This is a genomic window from Pseudomonas sp. EA_65y_Pfl2_P74 (assembly GCF_963970575.1).
Taxonomy (GTDB): Bacteria; Pseudomonadota; Gammaproteobacteria; order Pseudomonadales; family Pseudomonadaceae; genus Aquipseudomonas; species Aquipseudomonas baetica_A.
Genome location: NZ_CAXAOQ010000028.1, coordinates 67,092 through 87,411, shown reverse-complemented (window position 1 = coordinate 87,411; position 20,320 = coordinate 67,092). Strand labels below are relative to the sequence as shown.

The 20,320-nt window shown below is 56.0% G+C and carries 20 protein-coding genes; 5 read left to right on the top strand and 15 right to left on the bottom strand.

From position 1 onward, the window contains the following. Positions 1-348: 348 nt before the first annotated feature. From AACY18_RS21295 to AACY18_RS21285, 3 genes are all read left to right on the top strand, one after another. A complete protein-coding gene (locus tag AACY18_RS21295; protein ID WP_339466005.1) occupies positions 349-1,875 on the top strand; it encodes an AAA family ATPase in 1,527 nt (508 codons plus the stop codon). Next, complete coding sequence (locus tag AACY18_RS21290; protein ID WP_339466004.1) at positions 1,872-2,537, top strand: HNH endonuclease; 666 nt, start codon at positions 1,872-1,874, stop codon at positions 2,535-2,537. The genes AACY18_RS21295 and AACY18_RS21290 overlap by 4 nt, the downstream gene beginning before the upstream one ends. A 444-nt stretch (positions 2,538-2,981) precedes the next feature. Further along, complete coding sequence (locus tag AACY18_RS21285; protein WP_339466003.1) at positions 2,982-4,040, top strand: hypothetical protein; 1,059 nt, start codon at positions 2,982-2,984, stop codon at positions 4,038-4,040. Between the two features lie 49 nt (positions 4,041-4,089). Here AACY18_RS21285 and AACY18_RS21280 read toward each other — a convergent pair whose 3' ends face one another. Further along, positions 4,090-4,644 carry a hypothetical protein gene (locus tag AACY18_RS21280; protein WP_339466002.1) on the bottom strand — a complete coding sequence of 185 codons (555 nt, stop codon included), beginning with the start codon at positions 4,642-4,644 and terminating at the stop codon, positions 4,090-4,092. 777 nt (positions 4,645-5,421) lie between these two features. On the opposite strand from AACY18_RS21280, the gene AACY18_RS21275 reads away from it, so the two are divergent. Then, positions 5,422-6,150 (top strand): class I SAM-dependent methyltransferase, encoded by a 729-nt coding sequence (locus AACY18_RS21275; protein WP_339430717.1) that lies wholly within the window; start codon positions 5,422-5,424, stop codon positions 6,148-6,150. A gap of 131 nt (positions 6,151-6,281) precedes the next feature. Then, positions 6,282-7,574: a VWA domain-containing protein gene (locus AACY18_RS21270; protein WP_339466001.1), complete on the top strand. Its 1,293-nt coding sequence runs from the start codon at positions 6,282-6,284 to the stop codon at positions 7,572-7,574. A gap of 81 nt (positions 7,575-7,655) precedes the next feature. Here the strand turns inward: AACY18_RS21270 and AACY18_RS21265 are convergent, their stop codons facing one another. From AACY18_RS21265 to tam, 14 genes are all read right to left on the bottom strand, one after another. Continuing rightward, on the bottom strand, positions 7,656-8,234 hold the full coding sequence (locus tag AACY18_RS21265; RefSeq protein WP_221731360.1) for a TerD family protein: 579 nt from the start codon (positions 8,232-8,234) through the stop codon (positions 7,656-7,658). Between the two features lie 27 nt (positions 8,235-8,261). Beyond that, positions 8,262-8,837 carry a TerD family protein gene (locus AACY18_RS21260; protein ID WP_339430715.1) on the bottom strand — a complete coding sequence of 192 codons (576 nt, stop codon included), beginning with the start codon at positions 8,835-8,837 and terminating at the stop codon, positions 8,262-8,264. Between the two features lie 31 nt (positions 8,838-8,868). Continuing rightward, positions 8,869-9,867, bottom strand: a complete 999-nt coding sequence (locus tag AACY18_RS21255) for a TerC/Alx family metal homeostasis membrane protein (protein ID WP_221731472.1) — start codon at positions 9,865-9,867, stop codon at positions 8,869-8,871. Positions 9,868-9,910: 43 nt separating this feature from the next. After that, positions 9,911-10,360 (bottom strand): tellurite resistance TerB family protein, encoded by a 450-nt coding sequence (locus AACY18_RS21250; protein ID WP_221731362.1) that lies wholly within the window; start codon positions 10,358-10,360, stop codon positions 9,911-9,913. Between the two features lie 46 nt (positions 10,361-10,406). After that, positions 10,407-11,573 carry a TerD family protein gene (locus AACY18_RS21245; RefSeq protein WP_339466000.1) on the bottom strand — a complete coding sequence of 389 codons (1,167 nt, stop codon included), beginning with the start codon at positions 11,571-11,573 and terminating at the stop codon, positions 10,407-10,409. After that, positions 11,573-12,157 (bottom strand): TerD family protein, encoded by a 585-nt coding sequence (locus AACY18_RS21240; RefSeq protein WP_221731364.1) that lies wholly within the window; start codon positions 12,155-12,157, stop codon positions 11,573-11,575. Before AACY18_RS21240 ends, AACY18_RS21245 begins: the two co-directional genes overlap by 1 nt. A 2-nt stretch (positions 12,158-12,159) precedes the next feature. After that, entirely contained in the window at positions 12,160-12,915 is a 756-nt protein-coding gene (locus AACY18_RS21235) for an HAD family hydrolase (protein ID WP_339465998.1), read from the bottom strand. Next, positions 12,912-13,862: an HpcH/HpaI aldolase/citrate lyase family protein gene (locus tag AACY18_RS21230; protein WP_339465996.1), complete on the bottom strand. Its 951-nt coding sequence runs from the start codon at positions 13,860-13,862 to the stop codon at positions 12,912-12,914. Before AACY18_RS21230 ends, AACY18_RS21235 begins: the two co-directional genes overlap by 4 nt. Beyond that, entirely contained in the window at positions 13,862-14,956 is a 1,095-nt protein-coding gene (locus AACY18_RS21225) for a cysteine protease StiP family protein (RefSeq protein WP_339465995.1), read from the bottom strand. The genes AACY18_RS21230 and AACY18_RS21225 overlap by 1 nt, the downstream gene beginning before the upstream one ends. Then, positions 14,949-15,707 carry a trehalose phosphatase gene (locus AACY18_RS21220; protein WP_339465994.1) on the bottom strand — a complete coding sequence of 253 codons (759 nt, stop codon included), beginning with the start codon at positions 15,705-15,707 and terminating at the stop codon, positions 14,949-14,951. The genes AACY18_RS21225 and AACY18_RS21220 overlap by 8 nt, the downstream gene beginning before the upstream one ends. Then, positions 15,697-16,824, bottom strand: coding sequence for a phosphoribosyltransferase domain-containing protein (locus tag AACY18_RS21215; RefSeq protein WP_339430709.1), 1,128 nt, complete (start codon positions 16,822-16,824; stop codon positions 15,697-15,699). The genes AACY18_RS21220 and AACY18_RS21215 overlap by 11 nt, the downstream gene beginning before the upstream one ends. A 70-nt stretch (positions 16,825-16,894) precedes the next feature. Further along, positions 16,895-18,034, bottom strand: coding sequence for a trypsin-like peptidase domain-containing protein (locus AACY18_RS21210; RefSeq protein ID WP_339465992.1), 1,140 nt, complete (start codon positions 18,032-18,034; stop codon positions 16,895-16,897). A 93-nt stretch (positions 18,035-18,127) separates the two neighbouring features. After that, positions 18,128-19,129, bottom strand: coding sequence for an ATP-grasp domain-containing protein (locus AACY18_RS21205; RefSeq protein ID WP_339466016.1), 1,002 nt, complete (start codon positions 19,127-19,129; stop codon positions 18,128-18,130). Positions 19,130-19,293: 164 nt separating this feature from the next. Then, on the bottom strand, positions 19,294-20,067 hold the full coding sequence (gene tam / locus AACY18_RS21200; RefSeq protein WP_339430707.1) for a trans-aconitate 2-methyltransferase: 774 nt from the start codon (positions 20,065-20,067) through the stop codon (positions 19,294-19,296). Positions 20,068-20,320 lie beyond the last annotated feature (253 nt).

The following is a 20,320-nucleotide window of genomic DNA, read 5'->3' as shown; positions in this document are numbered from 1 at the left end:
GCCGTTGATGGCGGCGTTTTTACCCATTTCGGTGTTTCAAGGCTTTTCGTACAGAACCTAGGTTTTGCGAGTGTATTCTCGCCTTAACAATCTTGCGTGTATGGCTGAGCGCTCAGGGCACCAAACGCATGTATGTGAATCGGTTAAATCACATTAGGCAAAGTGCGCACCCGGGGTTGAAGAATATGCGAACCACCTGAGTCGATCTGCTGGTCATATCAGTGCCGCGATGGCATATTGCCTTTTTTGCACGTTTGGCAGTCGCAGAAGGCGATAAATTAAGACCCACAGGGTCAGCTTCATTCAAGGTATGAAGAACTGTTCGACAACCGATAAGGATCGTCATTGATGAGGTTTCAAATAGAGTCAGTCCAAGCTGATGGGCAGTGGGTGCCTTTGAGCGACAGCCAGGTGAGCAGCTGGACAGACAACACCTTTACTTTGGTTGTTGGTCAAAACGCCGTAGGCAAAAGTCGGCTACTAAGAAAAATCGTAAGCACCTACGTGTTTGCACTGCAGGATAAATACCAGCCAGACTACTCCCCCCCAAGTATATTTAGTTCGTTCGAGCAATTACCAGGATACTCTAATGCTTTAGAAGATTATCACACACATCTATACCATAATCATGATAAAGCACTAGAGACCTCTATCCTACCTAATGCGAATATGTGGCCGCAGACATTGGCACTGGATCAAGCATTAGATCTTCCAAGTTACTATTACGTTCCAGAGAAATTCGGCAACCCTTCAAATAGCTACAGCGACCAAGAAATTCAACTATCCTACGGTTCTGCAGTATGTCCTACTCATGTAATCGCGGTATCAACGGGGCGTCATGATAGATTTCCGAGCTCAAGCCAATCAAAAAAGAAGCCAAGCGGAATCAAATATAGCTATATAGGCTCAGAGCGACCAAATGGGAGTAGCGTGCCCAGCAGCCTAGCTTCACTTATAGACGGACTATTGAAGGGGCAGAGAAATGCTAACAGGCTTTCAAATATATTTGAGTACCTTGGCTTTGCACCTTATCTAGATATAAAAATGGCGCTAGACATAAAGCAACTCCACAAACTTTCAGATGTGGAAAAATCCGAACTCTATCATAGTTGCAACTATGGTGTAATCGAGTTTTTATCAGACGAAACAAGCTATATATCTTTTCCTAATGACCAGCAACACAAATTCTACGAAACGTTAAAGCGCCAAAAAAAATCTCATCTAGAAATCTACTTATGGGATCTTGATGGAGAGATTGGCGAAAGTATTTTGAGCGACTTGTCAGCGTTACTGAGATTCGGCTTAATCAAGATCTACGACCTGACTCTTATAAAAGTTAATAATAAGTCTCGCCTACGCCTTAGCCAAGCGAGTTCTGGGCAGCAGTGCATGCTCACGATGATGCTGGGCATTGCAGGTTCTATCCAAAACGGTTCATTGATTTGTATTGACGAACCAGAAATCAGCCTTCACCCTCAGTGGCAGTCCAATCTGGTGAAGCAACTGCAAGAGGTTTTTTCAGATTACCATGGCTGCCATTTTGTGATTGCCACCCATTCGCCACAAATAGTGTCTGGGCTGGTATCTGATAATGGATATGTATTAAACCTTGAAGAAAAAAAATTATATAAGTCTTACGAGTATGCAAAACGATCTGCGGATTTTCAGCTCGCGGAAATATTTCAGTCTCCAGGTCAAAACAACGAATATCTTTTACGCACCACGTTAATAATGCTAACAAAAATTAGTAGACGAGAAGAGTTTAATAGAGAAGATCGGAATACTATCGAAAAGCTCTTCCAGACCCGAGAGAGGATGAGCGATAGTGACCCAGTTTATCACCTGATTTGCCAGCTTGAGGCCCTCTACGGATGAAGCCTATAGTCTTTAACGGGGATGATTCCGCCTACATAAGTACCTACGACGGGTTAAATCATAAAATCTGGAACGAAACAACCGGCCCGATAGTTTCGCTTAGAGCATCAGTCCGAAAACATTACCTTGACCAACAAGGCTACAAGTGCGCTTACTGCCGTATGCTAAAGAGAGAAAATCATGGTTTGAGTTGGGATGTAGAGCATATAGTCCCAAAATCAGAGCATCCTAGATTTTTGTTCGAACCTGAAAATCTGGCTCTCGCATGTAAAGAATGCAACCTAAGCAAACTTGACCAAAAAGTCTTTGCCCGCCCCCTAAGGAAAAATGCCCTTTATCCTAGGGGTAAGGAGCATTATACGATTATACACCCTCACTACGACAAGTATGAGGATCACATGGAGATTGCTGGCTTCGGAGGTAAAGTAATTTATATACCAAAGAACAAAGGAAAGGGCAAAGAAACCTTTATAATGTGTGATCTTCTAAGATTTTCTTATGACTATGGTGACTGGAAAGACTTCAGCTACGCCATCACCAAGGAAGTAAGCGAGTTTGTGAATCGCTGCCCAGCAGATGCGACCTCGAAAGATATCTCACGATTCTTAAGCACCTTAAACTTCACTATTAACCCTGATTTTGCGGAACATAGTATCCGTTAACAGTTGCAGCCATAATATAATATCGGGTATGACAACAACATATCCCATTAACACAAGACCGGTTCCTTACGCCGGTCTTAACTTCATCCGTCGGGTCGGTCTGACGGAAACAGCCGCCGCGAGTGGGGATGGGATGGGATGGGATGATGACCTGCCACCTCGAGACACTCTACATCGCTGTCGTGCATAGACGTTGCTTAAGGAAGCAGCTTCAATTTTGTCACTTGCCATAGTTTATCAGCAAACTGGATTTTATATGCTCCAGTTATGGATTAAATAAGGAGGTCACAGCGAAGGAACGATCTCATCAACGTCGGGATTAGGGTAGTGGGTTGAATAGTCTTGACTATGTGCTATTCATTGGGTGTGTCCCCAAACGTTAAGGGCTGGCTATACCAATAGCGCGAACCGGAGTGTCCTCAGCCTATCTGCAAGGAAGAAAGCATGCGACTCGACCAGATGCCCTACCACTCGATGCCTACACTAGCCGTACTACCATTCCGTCAATTTGGGATCGGCTGGTCATGGCAGCTGCGAGCTCTGAAGCTCTTCCCCGACTCCCTGCTCGCCTGGAAGCGCTACTTCTACGACAACGGGCAAGGGCATGCACGTGGTTCCTCATTTAGCACCTTTGCAGAAGCTATGATTGCGGCAGATGTGTTCAACCAGACCACCGCCGAGCGCATTAGCAAAGCCATGCCTGATCCCGTGACCCAAGCCTCAATCATCCTAAAGGTCGACAAGGCTTTGACTGCGGCTCGTCGCCTTCAGGACGAAGAGGAGTTGATGGAGCGCGAGGCAATCAAACGTAATGCCCAACTGCCCCGGCAAGCCATCCAAGATTTAGATCTGCCCAGTAAGATGGACAGTTTGCGGGAGCCGCTACACGAACAGCTAATACGTGCCCCATATTTGCAAGTGGTTGCTATCCCAAGGTTTAACGCTTGTCTTCGTCGTACCGAAGACATGAAATGGGAAGAGATTGGCGCTCTAACTCCGAAGCGCTCACAGATCTGCCTCAGAGAATTTACTGCCAGGGGTTTTGGTCTTTCGGCAGCTGATCACTGGGGAAGAACCAAGGCGCAGATTCGTGCTCTGCTGCTTCCAAGAGCTAACCAACTGCTTCAACTGGCAAGCGTCAAACAAATGCTTGCCGAGGCTAGGATGCGCGGCCAGAGGGTGTTGGTCTGTGCAGGCTTCGTGTTCTGGTTCGAGGATGAAGGGCAGCCTAAGTGGGTCATCAAGAACACCGGGGGCGAGTCTAATAGCGAAGAAGGTTCGACCCTATGGCATGAAGGCACTATTTTGTCCAAGAACCATGGTCGGATCGTAGTGCTTCCATATATCAAGGAAAATGGCGAGCAAGTACAAGGTCACACTAAGAACGCGCCACATGACGGGAAAGCCCTACCTCGTCATCGAGATCAATATGTCACCCTTCCGTTCGAAATCCTGGAAGGTGATCTCATGATCGGTTTGTTTGGAGAGCTGCACTATGAGTGAAACCGAACAGCAGCTGACGCGATCCCCCGATGAATGACTGTGACGGCAATCAGCGTTCCGCATCCCATGCATCCATAGCCTCGCTCACAGCCGCGTACCACTGGAGCTCACCGAGCTGTAGGGCATTCGCAATTTGCCTGCTGGTACTGCCGTCAACCCAACCTGGGAGACTCTCCTGACCACCGGAGAAGAGACTAGCAGTCGCCACAGCGTAACAACCGGTACTCGTAGACTGGAGGCACAGGTAGCGCACAGCAGCGCCGGTCTGCAACCTACGCCAAGCCACCACCTCGATACACTTCATGGCACTCACTGGAGTCTCAACGGCGTGACTCGCTTTCTGTTCCACCTGGACGTCTCCCGCTGCCTTGAATAATCCGCTAGACGCTCCTGGATTGTGGACAAAATGCTTCAACTGCTCACGTGAGGCGATTATCTGATCTCGGAGTTCTTCGGGATCGATGGACATCCCGCCCTCCTGTGTCACCCTGAGGGTTTTGAGGCTGTTCGCTGCCTTGATGAACTCCCGCTCACGCTTCTGCTCCCGTTGAGGGCGGCGGTCGGGATAGAGGACGTTAAAGACGCGTTTCAAAACCTTCAGCATCATTCCTAGCCTGATTGGAGGGGGGCAAGCTACGACGATCATACCTTACAGCTTCAATGATGCTCACTCTGCCAATGGCTGTACTACCCCCCTAAAAGGTCTCCTTTGCAACAGTCACAATGTGAGTAAAGACGGAGCTGAGGAATCGCAACTTTGTAGCCAGCGACTTCAGGGGCGAACGCAGCTCGCCTACCTACACACCTACACAACCTTCGTACCTCCTTGTCCATTAAAGGTTCGATTCCCTCTACCCGCTCCAATCGAATAGAGGTCTCACGTCGCACTGTTCGGCGGGGGATGCAGAAACAGAAAAAACCGGCCTTGATGGCCGGTTTTTTTACGCGCTGTAGAAAGCAAGCAGGGACTCGGTGTCGTACGCCGGAATGGCGAGAAACACCGGTTCGGGCTCGTTGGTAGAGCCCATGATTTGGCCTATCAAGTTACCGACCACCCTCCAGGCACACAAGCCGGCGAATTCTGGCGTACCGGCAGGCAACAGCTCAAGGGTTTGCAGGCTTCAGGACGTAACACCGAATACCTTTAAACACGGCCTCCAGAAAGCGTTTACGCACCCACAAAAAAACGGCAATTCGCCCGACTTTACAGATCGACAACACTGCACCGGTTCTCACTTGGCGCGCGCCCCGCTAGCATTTCCTCATCAACCACCCCCTCCCCCCTGCGCGGCCATCGACGAATACGCGTCATCACTTTCGAGGGAATCCCAATCACGGCCAATTTGCCGCTAACGACTGAACTCAAAAGAGCACTTCACCCATGACTCAAAACATTTACGACGATCCCGAGTTTTTCCAGGGCTACAGCCAGATGAACCGCTCCATCGGCGGCCTCGATGCGGCGCCGGAATGGCCGGCGCTCAAAGCGCTGCTGCCCCCCCTGCATGGTTTGAACGTGGTGGACCTGGGCTGCGGCTATGGCTGGTTCAGCCGCTGGGCCAGCGAACAGGGCGCGGCTAACGTGCTGGGGCTGGATGTCTCGGAAAAAATGCTGGAACGCGCACGCCAAACCACCACAGCAGCGAACATCCGCTACGAACGTGCCGACCTTGAACAACTCGACTTGCCCGCCTGCTGCTATGACCTGGCTTACAGCTCGCTCGCGCTGCACTACATCAAGGATCTGCCGGGGCTGTTTGCCCACCTCTACAGCGCGCTGAAACCGGGTTCGCACTTCGTGTTTTCCATCGAGCACCCGATCTTCATGGCACCGCGCAATCCGGGTTGGCTGATCGACAGTGAAGGTCGCAAGCGCTGGCCGCTGGACAGTTATCAGCTGGAAGGCGAACGCGTAACGAACTGGCTGGCCGAGGGCGTGATCAAACAGCATCGCACGGTCGGCACGTTGCTCAATTCATTGATTGGCGCGGGTTTCAGCATTCGCCATGTCAACGAATGGGGCCCAAGCGATGCGGATATCGCAGCGCAACCGGCGCTGGCTGAAGAACAGGAGCGGCCGATGATGATGTTGGTGGCGGTGCAACGCTGAGCACAAACCCATCGACCGCCGATAGCCGGTTTAGGGTGATAATGCGCGGGCGAATCAATCGCCCGCGCATTATCGGTTAACAAAATATCCGGTGTGCGCCGACGCAGCAAATCATCACTCAAGGAAGCAAGATGCAGATCACCCAAGGACAGCGGCTCCCCCTGTCAAACATTCTTCAGGGGCAATCGCTCACACTCGCGGTACAGATCCAGTCCAGCGACGTCATCGATTTCGTCTGCTTCGGCGTCGACGCGCAAGGCAAGCTTTCAGACGATCGCTACATGGTCTTTTTCAATCAACCGGCGACGCCATGCGCCAGCGTAAAAATCGAAGATCAGGGCCGCTTTCAAATCAACCTCGCGCAGTTACCCGCCTCCATCGACCGCTTGGTGTTCACAGCCTCCATCGACGGCCAAGGGACGATGAGCGCTATCGGCGCCAGTCACTTCTGTGTGTTCAACCCTGCCGGCCAGACCGTCGCTCAATGTGCGTTTTCCGGGGCGACGTTCAGCGCCGAGAAAGCCATCATGGTTGCCGAGTTGTATCGCAAGAACGGCGAATGGCGCCTGCTCTCGAACCTGCAAGGTTACGCACAAGGTCTGGATGCGCTGGTGAATCACTTCGGTGGCGAGGTCGCTGAAAGCCCTGCGCCAGCACCAGCACCAGCACCAGCACCAGCACCAGCACCAGCACCAGCACCAGCACCAGCACCCGCCAAAATATCCCTCGAGAAAAGAATCGCCGACGCCGCACCGCATCTGGTCAGTCTGGCAAAGAAAGCACAGATCAGCCTGGAAAAAGCCAACCTCACCCAAACCAAGGCCCGGGTTGTTCTGGTGCTTGATGCTTCTGGTTCAATGAACCATCAGTACGTCAAAGGCCGGGTGCAGGAAGTGGTCAACCGGCTATTGCCGCTGGCGGTATCGTTCGATGAGGACGGCGAGCTCGATTGCTGGGCGTTCGGCGCCAAGCCGTTGCGCCTCTCGCCGGTGACGCTGGGCAATCACAAGGCATTCATCGACACCGACAATAGAGGTTGGAGAAACTGGGAACTCGGCAGCCGGATCAACGATGAGCCGAAAGTCATCCAGAAAGTCGTGGAGCAGTTTAAGCAATCCGACGACGGCACGCCGATGTATGTCCTGTTCATCAGCGACGGCGGCGTGTCTGAAAGCCGCAAAATCACTCGTCTGATGGTCGACGCGGCGAACCTGCCGATTTTCTGGCAATTCGTCGGGCTCGGTGGCCACGGCTACGGCATTCTGGAGAAACTGGACACCCTGCCGGGACGCGTGGTCGACAACTGCGGCTTTTTCGCACTGGACGACCTGCACGACATCAGCGAGGAACAGCTCTATGACATGCTGATGGCCGAGTTCCCGATCTGGCTCAAAGAGGCCAAGGCCAAAGGCATTATTCGCTGACGGCATGCGGATGATTGCGCTGCCCGAACGCCGGGCAAGAAAAAGCCCCCTCGCGAGGGGGCCCCTCCCCACCCTTTCGGGTTAGCCGATGCTCACGCCGTGAGCTTCAGCCAGAGGCTTCAAGCCGCCAGCGAAACCCTGGCCGATCGCCTTGAACTTGAACTCTTCGCCGTTGCGATACAGCTCACCGAAGATCATCGCAGTTTCGGTGGAGGCGTCTTCGCTCAGGTCGTAGCGGGCCAGTTCTTTGCCGTCAGCCTTGTTGACCACACGGATGTAGGCGTTGGACACCTGACCGAAGCTTTGCTTGCGAGCTTCGGCGTCATGGATGGTCACCGAGAACACCAGTTTTTTCACAGCGGCAGCCAGGCCGTTGAGTTTGACGGTGGCTTGTTCGTCATCACCTTCGCCAGCGCCCGAGCGGTTGTCGCCCATGTGCTCAACGGAACCGTCGGCAGAGGTTTTGTTGTTGTAGAAAATGAAACCGTTGTCGTCGAGCACTTTGCCGTTTTCACCGACGATGAAAATCGACGCATCCAGGTCGAACTCGGCGCCGTCAGTGACACGCGGATCCCAACCCAGGCCCACGATCACTTCGGACAGGCCCGGAGCTTCTTTGGACAGCGAAACGTTGCCACCTTTGGACAGACTTACAGCCATGTTCAGATTCCTTTTGTTGGGGGTTGCTTAGAAGTTCATACCGTAGGAGTTGGCCAAGGCGCGCAGGCCGCCGGCGTAACCCTGACCCACGGCTCGGAATTTCCACTCGCCGTTGTGGCGATACAGCTCTGCGAACACCATCGCTGTTTCAGTCGAGGCGTCTTCAGCCAGGTCGTAACGAACCACTTCGGCACTGGTCACGTCATTAACGACACGGATGAAGGAACCACCCACCTGACCAAAGCTTTGCTTGCGCGCTTCGGCGTCGTGAATGGTCACGACGAAGACCACCTTGTCTACGTCAGCCGGGACACGGCTCAGGTCGACCTTGATCACTTCGTCGTCGCCGTCGCCAGCACCGGTGCGGTTGTCGCCAGTGTGCTCAACCGAGCCGTCCAGGCTTTTCAGCTGGTTGTAGAAAATGAAGTCAGCTTCGCTGCGGACCTTGCCGTTCGCACCCAGCAGAAGAGCGCTCGCGTCCAGGTCAAACTCGGCGCCGTCAGTTGCACGCGGATCCCAGCCCAGGCCGACCAGAATCTTGCTCAGGCTCGGGTCGGTTTTGGTCAAAGACAGGTTTGCACCCTTTTGAAGAGTCAGTGCCATGGGTATTACTCCTTGTGGTGAAGACGATTACTCATTGGTTTTCAAGCGGTGCATCTTCCTTTGCAGGGAAGATCAGACTCGCAACGACGCCTATCGCCAGAACAACCATCACGATCAGCAAACTGGTGTTCGCATCGATGGTATAGCCGTGATGAAACATGTGATCCGTTGCATTCAAGCCCAACTTGACAGCAATGAAGAACAACAGTGCGATAACCGATTTTTCCAGGTGGACCAGATAGCGTTTCAGGGCTTCGAGAACGAAGTACATGGTGCGCAGGCCCAGAATGGCGAACAGCATGGCCGAGTAGACGATCAGCGGCTCGCGACTCACGGCGATCACCGCCGGCACAGAGTCGAAGGCGAAGAGAATGTCGGACACTTCAGCCACCACCAGGCACAGGAACAGCGGCGTGGCGAACAGCGTGCCCTTGGCCGCGAGCGTCATGCCCTGGTGCTCAGGTTTCTTCAGTTCCACTTCCAGTTGCTTGCGGGACACAAAAAAGTTGTGGCCATACAGCTTTGGCCATACAGGAAAGAGCTTTTGCGCGAAGCGGTAGGCCATGTGCTTGGAATAGTCCTCCTCTTCTTCGTCATCACCGCCGCTGCGCAGCATCATGATGGCGGTCCAGGCGACGATCACGGCGAAAACCACCTCGACCCATGGGCCAAACGCCAACAGACCGGTGCCAATGGCAACGAAGATCCCGCGGAAAACGATCGCGCCGATGATCCCCCAGTACAGCACCCGGTGACGCATGCCATCAGGCACTTTGAACCAGGCAAAAATCGCCATGAACACGAACAGGTTGTCGACGCTCAGGACTTTCTCCAGGGCATAACCGGTGACAAACAGGCTCGCGACCTGCGGCCCGTGCTGGACATAGAGAAAGCCTGCGAATGCCAGCGAGATGGCAATCCAGAAAACCGACCAGATCGAGGCTTTAGCCAGCGAAATGGGCTTGTCGCCACGGTGCGTGACCATGTCGAGCAGCAGTGCGCCCAGCGCAATACCGACGAATACCGCCATGGTCAGTGGGGGGAATCCAATGTGACTGTCCAAGTACCGCTCCTTAAAGTTCGAAATCAGCCGGGTTCAAACCCAGTTCAAGGCAAATCTGACGGCAAGCCGCTTTTTCTTTGTCATCGAAGTTGCCGTCCGACGCGCCGATGGCGCAGGCAACACGGACCAGCAAGCGGCCAGCACCGGCATCGTTCTTGATCTTGCCGATGGTCTTCAGCGCTTCCGCCTGACCGATCTGAAAGTCGAACTCAAACTTTTCGCAGTGAGCGTTGAAGGACTTGATGACGTCGGCCATGTTGAAAACCTTCAACTCCGACGAGTTGTTGATGAACCCGGCCATTTTGGTTTTCTCGGCGGAGGAGATCTCTCCGTCTGCAGCAGCGACCAATGCGCAGGCTGCGGTCGTGGCATCCATGAATTTCTGATTTTTGAACTTGCTGACCTCAGAGGTCAGTTTGTCGCGTGCCAATGCAGCGTTTTCTTTAAGCCATGCAAGCATTTTGAAGTCCTCTAAAAGGGCGGGGCCCCAAGCCCCGCCAAGGTAACTATTTCGAACCGGCGCGCCAGTTCATGCCCCAGCCGTAGGCTTTGTCCACCGCAGAATGCCCACGGTGGAAATCCACCCGCCGGGAAACCTTGACGGCGCCGTTGTCATTTTCGAGCATCGCAATGGCGCACATACCATCGCGTCCGCCCTCTTCGTTGAGGCGAACCTCGATCTCCGGCTGATTCGGGATGTAGATGGTTACGACGCCATCGGTCTCGCGCCAGTTAGGAGCCCCTTCGTAGATGAAGGCGAAAATCAGGATGCGGCGTACTTCAGCCCACTTAGCGCCATTGATGTGCAGCCACTCGCCACCGGCGACAGAGCCGGTACGGTCGTCACCCATCAGTTGGATGTAAGGCTCTTGGTTCAGGCTGCCGAAGCAGTTGCCAAGCGCTTGTACGACGCCCTTCTCACCGTCCTGCAACTCGTACAGGCAACCCACGTCGAGGTCGATCGAAGAACTGCTTTTGAAAAAGCCGCCAGAGCTGCGCTTGTTCCAGTTCAGGTTGACCTTGATCTCACCGAAACCGGCCGAGGTCTTCTCCAGACTGATAGAGCTGCGCGTCTTGTCGAGGGTCACCTTGCTCAGGCTGATCGACGACTTCGGCGCCGCAGGCGCAGGCGGCACGGGTGTTGGCGCGGGTGTCGGCGCCGCTGCCGGCGCGGCGACATCGACCCCGAAATGCCTGGCCAATGGCTCAAGCCCACCGTTGAAGCCCTGTGCAACACAACGGAATTTCCATTCACCCTGGCGACGATAAAACTCGCCCAGAATCAGCGCGGTTTCCTTCATGCCACTGGTAGGGATCTGCGCTTCGATACCACCGGACACCACGACCGACAGCTGCGAGACGCGCTCGAAACTGGCCTTGTTTTCGTAGATCGTGGCGGTCAGTGCGACCTTTTCCACGGCCGGCTCCAGTCGGCTCAGGTCAACGGTGAACACCGCCCGACCCGCCGAGGAGTCGGACAAGGTGACCGCCCCGCCCAGCACACTCGGCTGACCGTAAAAGCACATATCGCCATCGCCGCGAACCTTTGCCGTGGTTCCCAGAGCGAAGGCCGAGACATCAATATCGGCGCCTGGAATCGGCGAGTAATTGATGTCGACGCGAAGCGGGCCGCTGGCAACGGGTGCGTTGCCGCCCGGAGCAAGAGTGGCCATTAGCGCAGCGCCTGAACGGCCAGGTTCACCAGGTCATCGGCGGTACGGCCGTTGGTGGTCTGGCCGATAGCGGTGAACTTCCAGCCATCGCTATCACGAGACAGGCTAGCCATCACGATGCCGGTGTGGGCGCCACGCTCGGACAGATTGAAGCGGGCCAGCTCATTCTTGTTACTGGCGTTGACGATGCGGCAGTAGGCGTTTTCGACTTTTTCGAAGTTCTGCCCGGTGAAGCTGTTCACCGTAAAAACCAGGTGCTGGACGACCGCCGGCAGACGCTGCAGATCAACGTGGATAGTTTCGTCGTCACCCGCGCCTTCACCGGTACGGTTGTCGCCGGAATGCTGGATCGAACCGTCCTGAGATTTCAGTTGGCGGAACCACACCAGGTCGATCGGTTGAAGGCTGGCGTCGAGCAGGATGCACGAAGCGTCCAGGTCGATTTCACCACCATTGCCCATCAACTTGCCGAGAAAACCGGCCTTTACCGGGTCCCAACCCAGGCCGAGGCTGACGCTGGTCAGCGCAGTACCGGCGGTTTTTTCCAGGGAAATGGACTGTTTTTTACTCAGGGTAAGTGCCATCGTTACGCTCCTTGTTGGTCATCGTTGTTCATGTGGCGATCGGATGTGCGCGCCACATGCAAGTCGGCCTGCGCACCGCGCACGCCCGGATTTATTCCATTGGCGACCCGCAGACGTCCACGACGCCATGCCGGATGAAAATGCCGCCAGTGCGGTTCTTCGGCTGCGGCGAGCAACTCATGATCACCTCGGGTATCGCCCCAGGCTTTGATCCGGAATTGCTGCAAAACGCCGTAGACAGCCTCAAGCCTCTGGACTTTGTTCTCGCATCTGCAGTTGTTGCCGGTGATGTGCCCGGTCAATACGCCGTCCACCACTTCCAGCTCGGTGCCGATCAAACTGACGCCAAGACGCTCGGCGAAAGGCTGCAGTACCAGCGCCGGTGAAGCTGAACAGAGCGTCACCACCGCGCCGGATTTGATCTCGGCCTCAATCGCCAGCAAACCCGAAGGGCGCATCAATCGCGGCCAGACCCGCGTGCAATAACTCGCGGCTTGCTGTTGCAGCCACTCAAGCTTCACACCGGTCAGAAACGTGCGAATCAACTGCGCCTTGAGTTCGTCACGGCTCATGCGCCGCACGACAAATCGCAGGCTGGGTAGCGCCAGACGGAGCAGGCGCCGATTGAACTCCCGCACTCCGAATGCAAACTTCAGAAACGGTACGAAACTGTCGTGCCGGGTCAACGTGCCGTCGAAGTCGAACACCGCAAGGACTGGCCGCTGCAGCGCGGTTGCATTGTCGATCTGCTCTTTCATCCTGCGGCCTCAGCCAGACGAATCGATGTTTCGCCGGCACCGGTTTCCGCATGACGGATACCGTGCCACCGCGCGCGCTCAAGAATCCGGATCGCCCATTTGTAATGGGTCGCGGGCTCACACATGGCGTCGTTATGTCTGAATACCGCCGGTGCTACGTCGCTGACGATCAGTTTGGCGCTGTTGAAATCCTCGAGGCTGACGCGCAAGGTGTCCTGAATGATTTCGATCTGACTGGGATGAATGGCGGTCTTGCCGACCAGACCATGGGCGATATCGAATTCCAGTTCTTCCTTGAGCAACTGCGGCGACGCCAGTTGTTCGAACACCGGTGCCGTCAACGCAAAACCTTGCGACCCCATCACCCCTGCCAACATCGCAATCACGTATCCCATCGGCGTGCTGTAGAGCGTGGTGCTCGGATTGCGACGCAGGCCAAGGCTGCCCATCAAGTCGTTTCCACCGATGCGCAAGGCGATGATTCGCTGGTCGAGGCTGGCCTTGAGCGCCTGCCCCAGTTCAACCATGGCGACAGGATTGAAGACATCCGTGGTTTCCAGCGTCGGCATCAGGAACAGCGCGGGATTAGTCACGGCCTGCTCCCAGGCGCCCAGATTGGCCAGCGTCAGTTTCGGGATGACGAATCCATCGACATGCGACATCAGCGGCCAGTCGTTGAGTACCGCGGCCATCTGCGAGTCACGCGGACGAACAAACAACAACGGGCCGCCCTCGGGACGACCGCCACGCTGATCGATAACCGTCAGCAAGCCATGCAGATTGGCCAGCGCCGTTTCGATATCAATGTCTGCAATCGCGTCCTCGAGGCAAACCACCAGGGAGCGAAGTTCCGGCAATTTGCTTCGGAACACCACATCAAGCAGATCCGGCCGGGTGGCGGGCATGTAAAGCGTGGCACCGAGGGCATAGGGCGAGAGGGTCTTCATCAGCCCAGACTCCGAATGATCGTCACTGCCCGGTAAGGCCCCAACTGCGCACCGACTTCCTCGACTGGAACGCCGGCAGCTTCTGTCAGGTGCATCAGCAATTGCACATCGCTGTCGCTACGGTCGCGGATCAACACATGGTGCGGGACACGACGCAACACGGCGCGTGTCGCCTCGGCGATGCCCGGCTTGACCCGATTGAGATTGGTCACCTCAAAACGTGCCGCCAGCGATTCGACGACGTGGGTGGCCGCGCCCTGGAGTTCGAGACGCTGTTCGTCGCTCCACGGCAGGGCTTTGGGAACGATGCCCAAGACTTTGCGCTGGGCTTCGATCTGCTCGATGAATACCTGTGTCACATCGTGCTCCTGCAGGTGGTCATAGACCACGCAGCCGTGCAGCCCGCCGTTTACAGGCCAGATCGAACGTGAAACGAGACCGGAGACTGTGGCTCCCAGAATCCCCGAGGGGATGACCCAATCCTCAGCGGACGCCGCCATCCATGCTCGGCCGCAAGGATCGGCCAGCACGACAAGTCGCGGGGATTTCGGGAAGCGTGCATCAGCGCCCAGGCTGCGCTGAATTTCGCCACTGATCGCGCCCTTACCGGTCCAGCCATCGACGAAGACGATGTTCTCGGCCCCGTGAGTCTGAATGATGGCCTCCAGGGCAACCGTGTCGATGCCGCGATCACGGACGATGCTGATGCCGTAATGGAAGGCTTCGCGCCCCATCTCGATCAACGCACGACGCAACAGCACACCCAGCGGGAGGCCGGCGCGTACGAACGACACCAGCACGATAGACGTGCCGGTACACGCCTCATTCAAACCTAGCGCCAGTGCTTGAACATCCGTGGCCATGCGCGCACCGTTTTGCGCCAGAACACGCTCGTACAGTGCCTTGTGAGTTTCACTTGGGGCGCTTTCCTGACTGATCATTTCAGAATAGTGCTTCTGCTTCGTTTGAATCAGTCGCTCTTTTTCCTCGACGTCCGTCACGTCCATCTGCACGGCCTGCAACAGGAAATGCACGTCATCCGACGCATAGCTCCCGCTACCCACCGTTACCAGGTCGGTGATGGTTTCATTCATGGATCGAAGCCCCTGCCCGCTTGGCCAATTGGCTGCGCGTCGGAGTCGCCCAGAGGTGGCACTCCTCCATGAAGGCCAGATCGGTGATGCTGTCGCCAAAGCCCAGCACAGGGCGTTCACCGTTGATTTCGCGATCACGGCGCAACCACTCCTGAACCGCTGCCTGCTTGGACAAGCCCTGCGGCAGGAACGCCAGGTTGTTGCTATTGCCGTGAATATGCATGCCATCCAGCAATCCCTGAGCCTGAACCTCAGCCAGCACCGCGCTCAGCACCTCGTCACTGGATTCGTTGTGCTTGGTCACCACGTAGTGGCGCAACCCCTGCTCTTCAACTACCCAACCGCGCAAGGAAATGCCCAACTGCCGGCCAATGGCGAGCGTCGCCTCACTAAGCTCCGGCAGGCGGCTTTGGTAGGCCGCTAGGATATCGCTCATGCGGTCCTGCCAGGCCTGATCGAGTGTGCCGTCCGGTCCCAGGATCACACCACCATGGGAGCAGATGGCGCCGTGTTGAAATGGCAGCTTGACCCGCGTGAACGCTTCTACGCTGCGCGCCGTTACCGCTACCACATCGGTCGTTGCCAGCAGCCATTCGGCCATCGACTTCTGCACAGGGCTCATGTAGCCGTTGGGCTGGCCGTGTATATCAAGTGTCGCCGTGTGGCGTGGTGTGCCTTCTTTCATCTTGCGCGCGGTTTGAAACAACGTGTCGTCGAGATCAACCAACGCCAAGGGGCGATTAATTGTCATCGACGATCACCTGCGCGTTCAAAGTCTGCAGCAACTCGGCAGAGACCGCCTGCGCGGGGGTTTCCGAACAGATCAGCACCCGATCGAATTGACCCGGGCGCACGTTGTAGAGGAAGTTGGGAATGCCCAGGCCGTAGTTATCAGCGAACGATAAGGCGTGCTCGATCACATGGCCCAGTGCAATCGGCGAGCGGCTGGTCGAACTGAAATGCACATCCGCGCCCGCGCGCTCCAGACGTTCGGCGAGCAGGAACGGACGCCAGACAAACTCACTGGTGCCCACGACCAGAATCCGCTCGCCGGGTTGTACGTGAAGGTCTGGGGCCAACGAGTCGCCAACAGAGCGCACGCCCAAGCGTCCCCAGTCATTATCCGAATTCACCGGCCAGTCACCGGCGGCAATAGTGCCCACCGCAGGCATATCGGGCAATGGCGCATCGGGATCTTCAATGAATTGGTAAGAGCCCTGCAACAGGGACACTTGATGCACGCAATCACCCAGCGCATCACGCACTGCGCCGCCGGACCAATCCGTCAGCACACAGGTCACGACTTGTTCGACTTTATTCAGACCGGCATCGACCAGAGCACGGTGCAGATTGATGAACGTCTTGCCCGTCGAGGCCTCGTCATCAACCAGCACCAGCGAACGGGCATTGAGCATCTGCTCACGCACTTGCGGATCGACTGGCAAGTGAATCAGATGCGCACTGGCATGGCTGTGTTCTTCTTCAAAGCGGGTAAACAACTCGGTTCCCGTGGGATGACGGGTGCTGACCATATACACCGCATCGGGGCGAGTGGCGCTATATGCCCGATGCACGCCGGCACCGAGGCCGACGGCGGTTTCGGCCATGCCGATGACCAGGACAGGCCCCGGCAAATCCGCCGGTATTTCTGCGGCCAGGCTTTCAAAACTGGCGGCCATCACCGAGGGACGCACCGGAATATGTCGTCCGAGCACTTTAGACACGAACAGGAATGCCCGCTTCGGATTACGACGCTCGGCGAAGCCGAACAATGAGTCGGGGGCAATGACAGCATCATCAACCTTGACGTCAAGACGTCCACGCATCAGTTGTGCGCTCAGCGCTTTCGTTGCTGTACGAGGTTCCATTAACAAATTCCTGCCTTGGCGTAGGATTACGATCCAGCGCCTCTTCCGTGGGTTTCAATTCAAAGATGAATCAGAGATTGGTCGCTTCCACCCGCCACATTGATGTTTGAGCTTCGCGAGCTAACTGCGCAGCGGTGAACGTCTGGCCAGATGCATTTTTTTTGCCATCAACACGACAGGCATCAAGGAAAGAAATCAGCAGCGATGCTTTCACCGCAAAATTCATGTTCTGCGCATCGGGTACCGATGAGGTGACGAGACCGACCACGGCTCCCGAAAAATCAAACAGCGGGCTGCCGCTGGACCCAGGCTGGATGGCAGCAGTGAACTGCAAAAGACTGGCGTCGTTGTGCAAACCGAACAGCGCCGACACCCCACCTTGAGTGACGTGAACGCCGCCACCGGCAAAACCGGCCAGTGGAAAACCCAACGCGACAATGTCTTCACCCAGATCGCAACCGAATCCGGACTTGAAGGCCACAGGCTTCAACGCGGGGGAATCGATCACCCGCAGCAAGGCGATATCGTTACGCTGATCGATGACCACGGGGTCAACACGATAGCGCCCGTCAAACGAGGCGATGTGAATCTCACGCATGCCTTCAATAACGTGGGCACAGGTCATGACATGGGTGGCCGAGACGGCGAATGCTGTACCGGTGGCGCTGCTCGCGGATCGGCCAGCCCCTGGCGCGTTTGGGCGTCCCTTGGGATGCGCTTCGTCGATCTCGAGACCGATGCGACGGCCGAGCGCCGCCAGACCGTAGGCAGAACCCTCGGCCAACGCGCGAAATTTCCATTGCTGATTGCGGCTGTAAAACTCGCCGATGATGATGGCGGACTCGCCGTTTTCACGAACATCCAGGGAATGCTCGATCTGGCCATCCACCTGCAGGTGCAGATTTCTCAGCTCACTGATCGGGCCGATGGCTGAAAACGTGTAAACCACAAGAAGCACGCGATCGCTGCCCGCCGGGAGTTCATCCAGGTTGAGCTTGCAGCCGACTTTTTGCTGATCACCTACCCATTCCATCCACGCGCGTGGCGTTTGAAAAAGGGCGGCATCACCTTTCGGGCGGCGTTTGTCATCAACCGGCAATATGGCAACAGCGGCATACTCCCCAAAAGCCGAAGAGTTTCCGCACTCCAGAGTCCATTCACTCCGGGCGCTTGATACTGCGGTGTTTGCGCCAGGCGCGAGCACCATCATTCCTTGAAAACTCCTTGTTTTGCTTCCTGCGTGGGTCGCTGTCGAACCACACAAACGCGCAAATGGTACCAGACTTCATATGTCTATTTAATATCAGGGGAGTGTTACCGCAGCAACGCTGATACCTTTTACACGCACGTTCGGCTGCCAAACACCCGTCGGCTCTGGCAAACCCAGTCGGCGAGTGGCGAATATGCCGGGGAGGTTCAAACCGGCCGCCCGGGTGTAACCGATGCCTCCCGAATAACGAGCGTTTATCTCCAGCAGGTGTGGTTTACCGTCTGAGTTGTCGCGAGTCTGGACATTGACAATGCCATCACATTTGAAGTGCTCGGCGGCCCGGAGGGCGAGCTCTACGGCGGCGCCTTCACGTTCAAAAACCTGGTGCAGCCCTTTTTTGCGACGACCAACGAAAGCAATGGGGCGACCGGCTTCGCACACCATATCAACCGAACATTCGTTTCCGGGCATGTAGGGCATCACGAGCATCGGTGGCGGCGGCGTAACCGCCGAGTGGTAGGCGTGCATATAGAGGTCGAAGTTGACCTCACGCGCATCCGGGTTGGCGAAGCAGCGGAAAGGGTCGGCGCTTGCCTTGAACCGCCAGAAGCCTTGGCCATAAATACCCACAGCCGGTTTGACGCAGACTTCGCCCAAGGCGCCGAGCGCCTGAAAGGCCGCGAGCATTTCTTCGGCATTGGCGGCGGTGATCGCTGGCACGCAGGCCAGGCCCACGCGTTCCGCTTCTGCCGTGAACTGGCTTTTGTCATCGACCAGATCAAATGTATTCAAAGAAAGCGCACCGGTGACCAGTACGAGGCCAGCACGCTCGAAACGCTCCCGATCGTGCTCGAACTCCCGACCCACTCGACCTGCCAGGACGACTTTGATTTCATGAGCCAGCGCGGTGGAAATGACCCAATCGATACGCTCTTGATTGTCCGCAGGCTCGGTGAAACTGACGTCGGCAAGCGAGGTGATTTCAGGACGCTCCTGTCGATGCGAGGCATAAACCTTTACGTCGGCCGGCAGCGCCTCGCGCGCACCGAGAATGATGTCCCGTTGACTGGACTGCCCTTCTAGAAACCAGATCACTATGTTTACCCTTCCTTGTACAGACACCGAAAGCCGCGACATTTCTTGAACACGTCGCTAGACCCGCACCATGGGTGCGGACAGTACCGCCTTCCCACACAAACTCAAGGGTAACATTGCGAATGGATCAGGCGTCCGCCGAACGCTCTGAGCGCCTCCCAGGGTTATTGCCGAGTCGCCACAATAAACAACCGCGGAAACGGCAACAGCACCGAGCCATCCGCCAGCGCAGGGTAAGCCTTCGCGACTTCTGCCAGATACTGCTCCAGATACTGCGTGCGCTGCGCCTCGGTCAGCGGGTCCAGAAACGGAATCAACCCGCTGCCCTTGAACCACTCCACCACCCCCGCTGCCCCGCCTGACAACTGATGGTGATACGTCGTGCGCCACACATCGACCCGGGCACAATGCGGTCGCAACATCGAGAAATAATCACCGGCACTTGCCATATCGGTTCGCTGACCGGCGGCGCCGGCGAGTTTGCTGGCCCATGGGCCGTTGGCGGCGACTTCGCGCATCAGTCGATGGGAAGGCTCATTGAGGTTGTCGGGCATTTGAATCGCCAGACTGCCGCCCGACGAGAGTTTGCTTGCCAGCGCCGGCAGCAAACTGGCGTGATCCGGTACCCACTGCAACACCGCGTTGGCGAAGATCACATCAAACGGACCCGCATCGGCCCATTGATCAATCTCGGTCACGTCGAATTGCAACTGTGGCAAGCGCTTGCGCGCTGCGTCGATCATGTCCGGTGAACTGTCGAGCCCGCTGATTTTTGCCCCTGGAAAACGCTGCACCAAAAGCTCCGTCGAGTTGCCGGGACCGCAACCGATATCCACCACTGACCGGGCCTGCGCCGTGGGAATCGCCGCCAGCAGATCGCGGGCCGGGCGGGTACGTTCATCTTCAAAAGCGACGTATTGTTTGGCGGACCAACTCATTGTGTTTTCCTTTTGGGAGAAAAAACGCGTGAAGCCACGATACAGTTAACAGGCGGATCAGACCTCCCTACGAACGTCGCGCAACACACTTGAATTTGTAATTAGAATTTTCAAGCCTCAGCACGTATCAGAACTTCAAGCCCTCCCCATAAGTCAGCGACCAGAAAATCACAGAACGCGATGCTCGGCTTGGAAGCACCGAATTTGAAGCAACTGGAGGCGTTGTGCGAACACTTCCGCAAGCTGGGCGAGG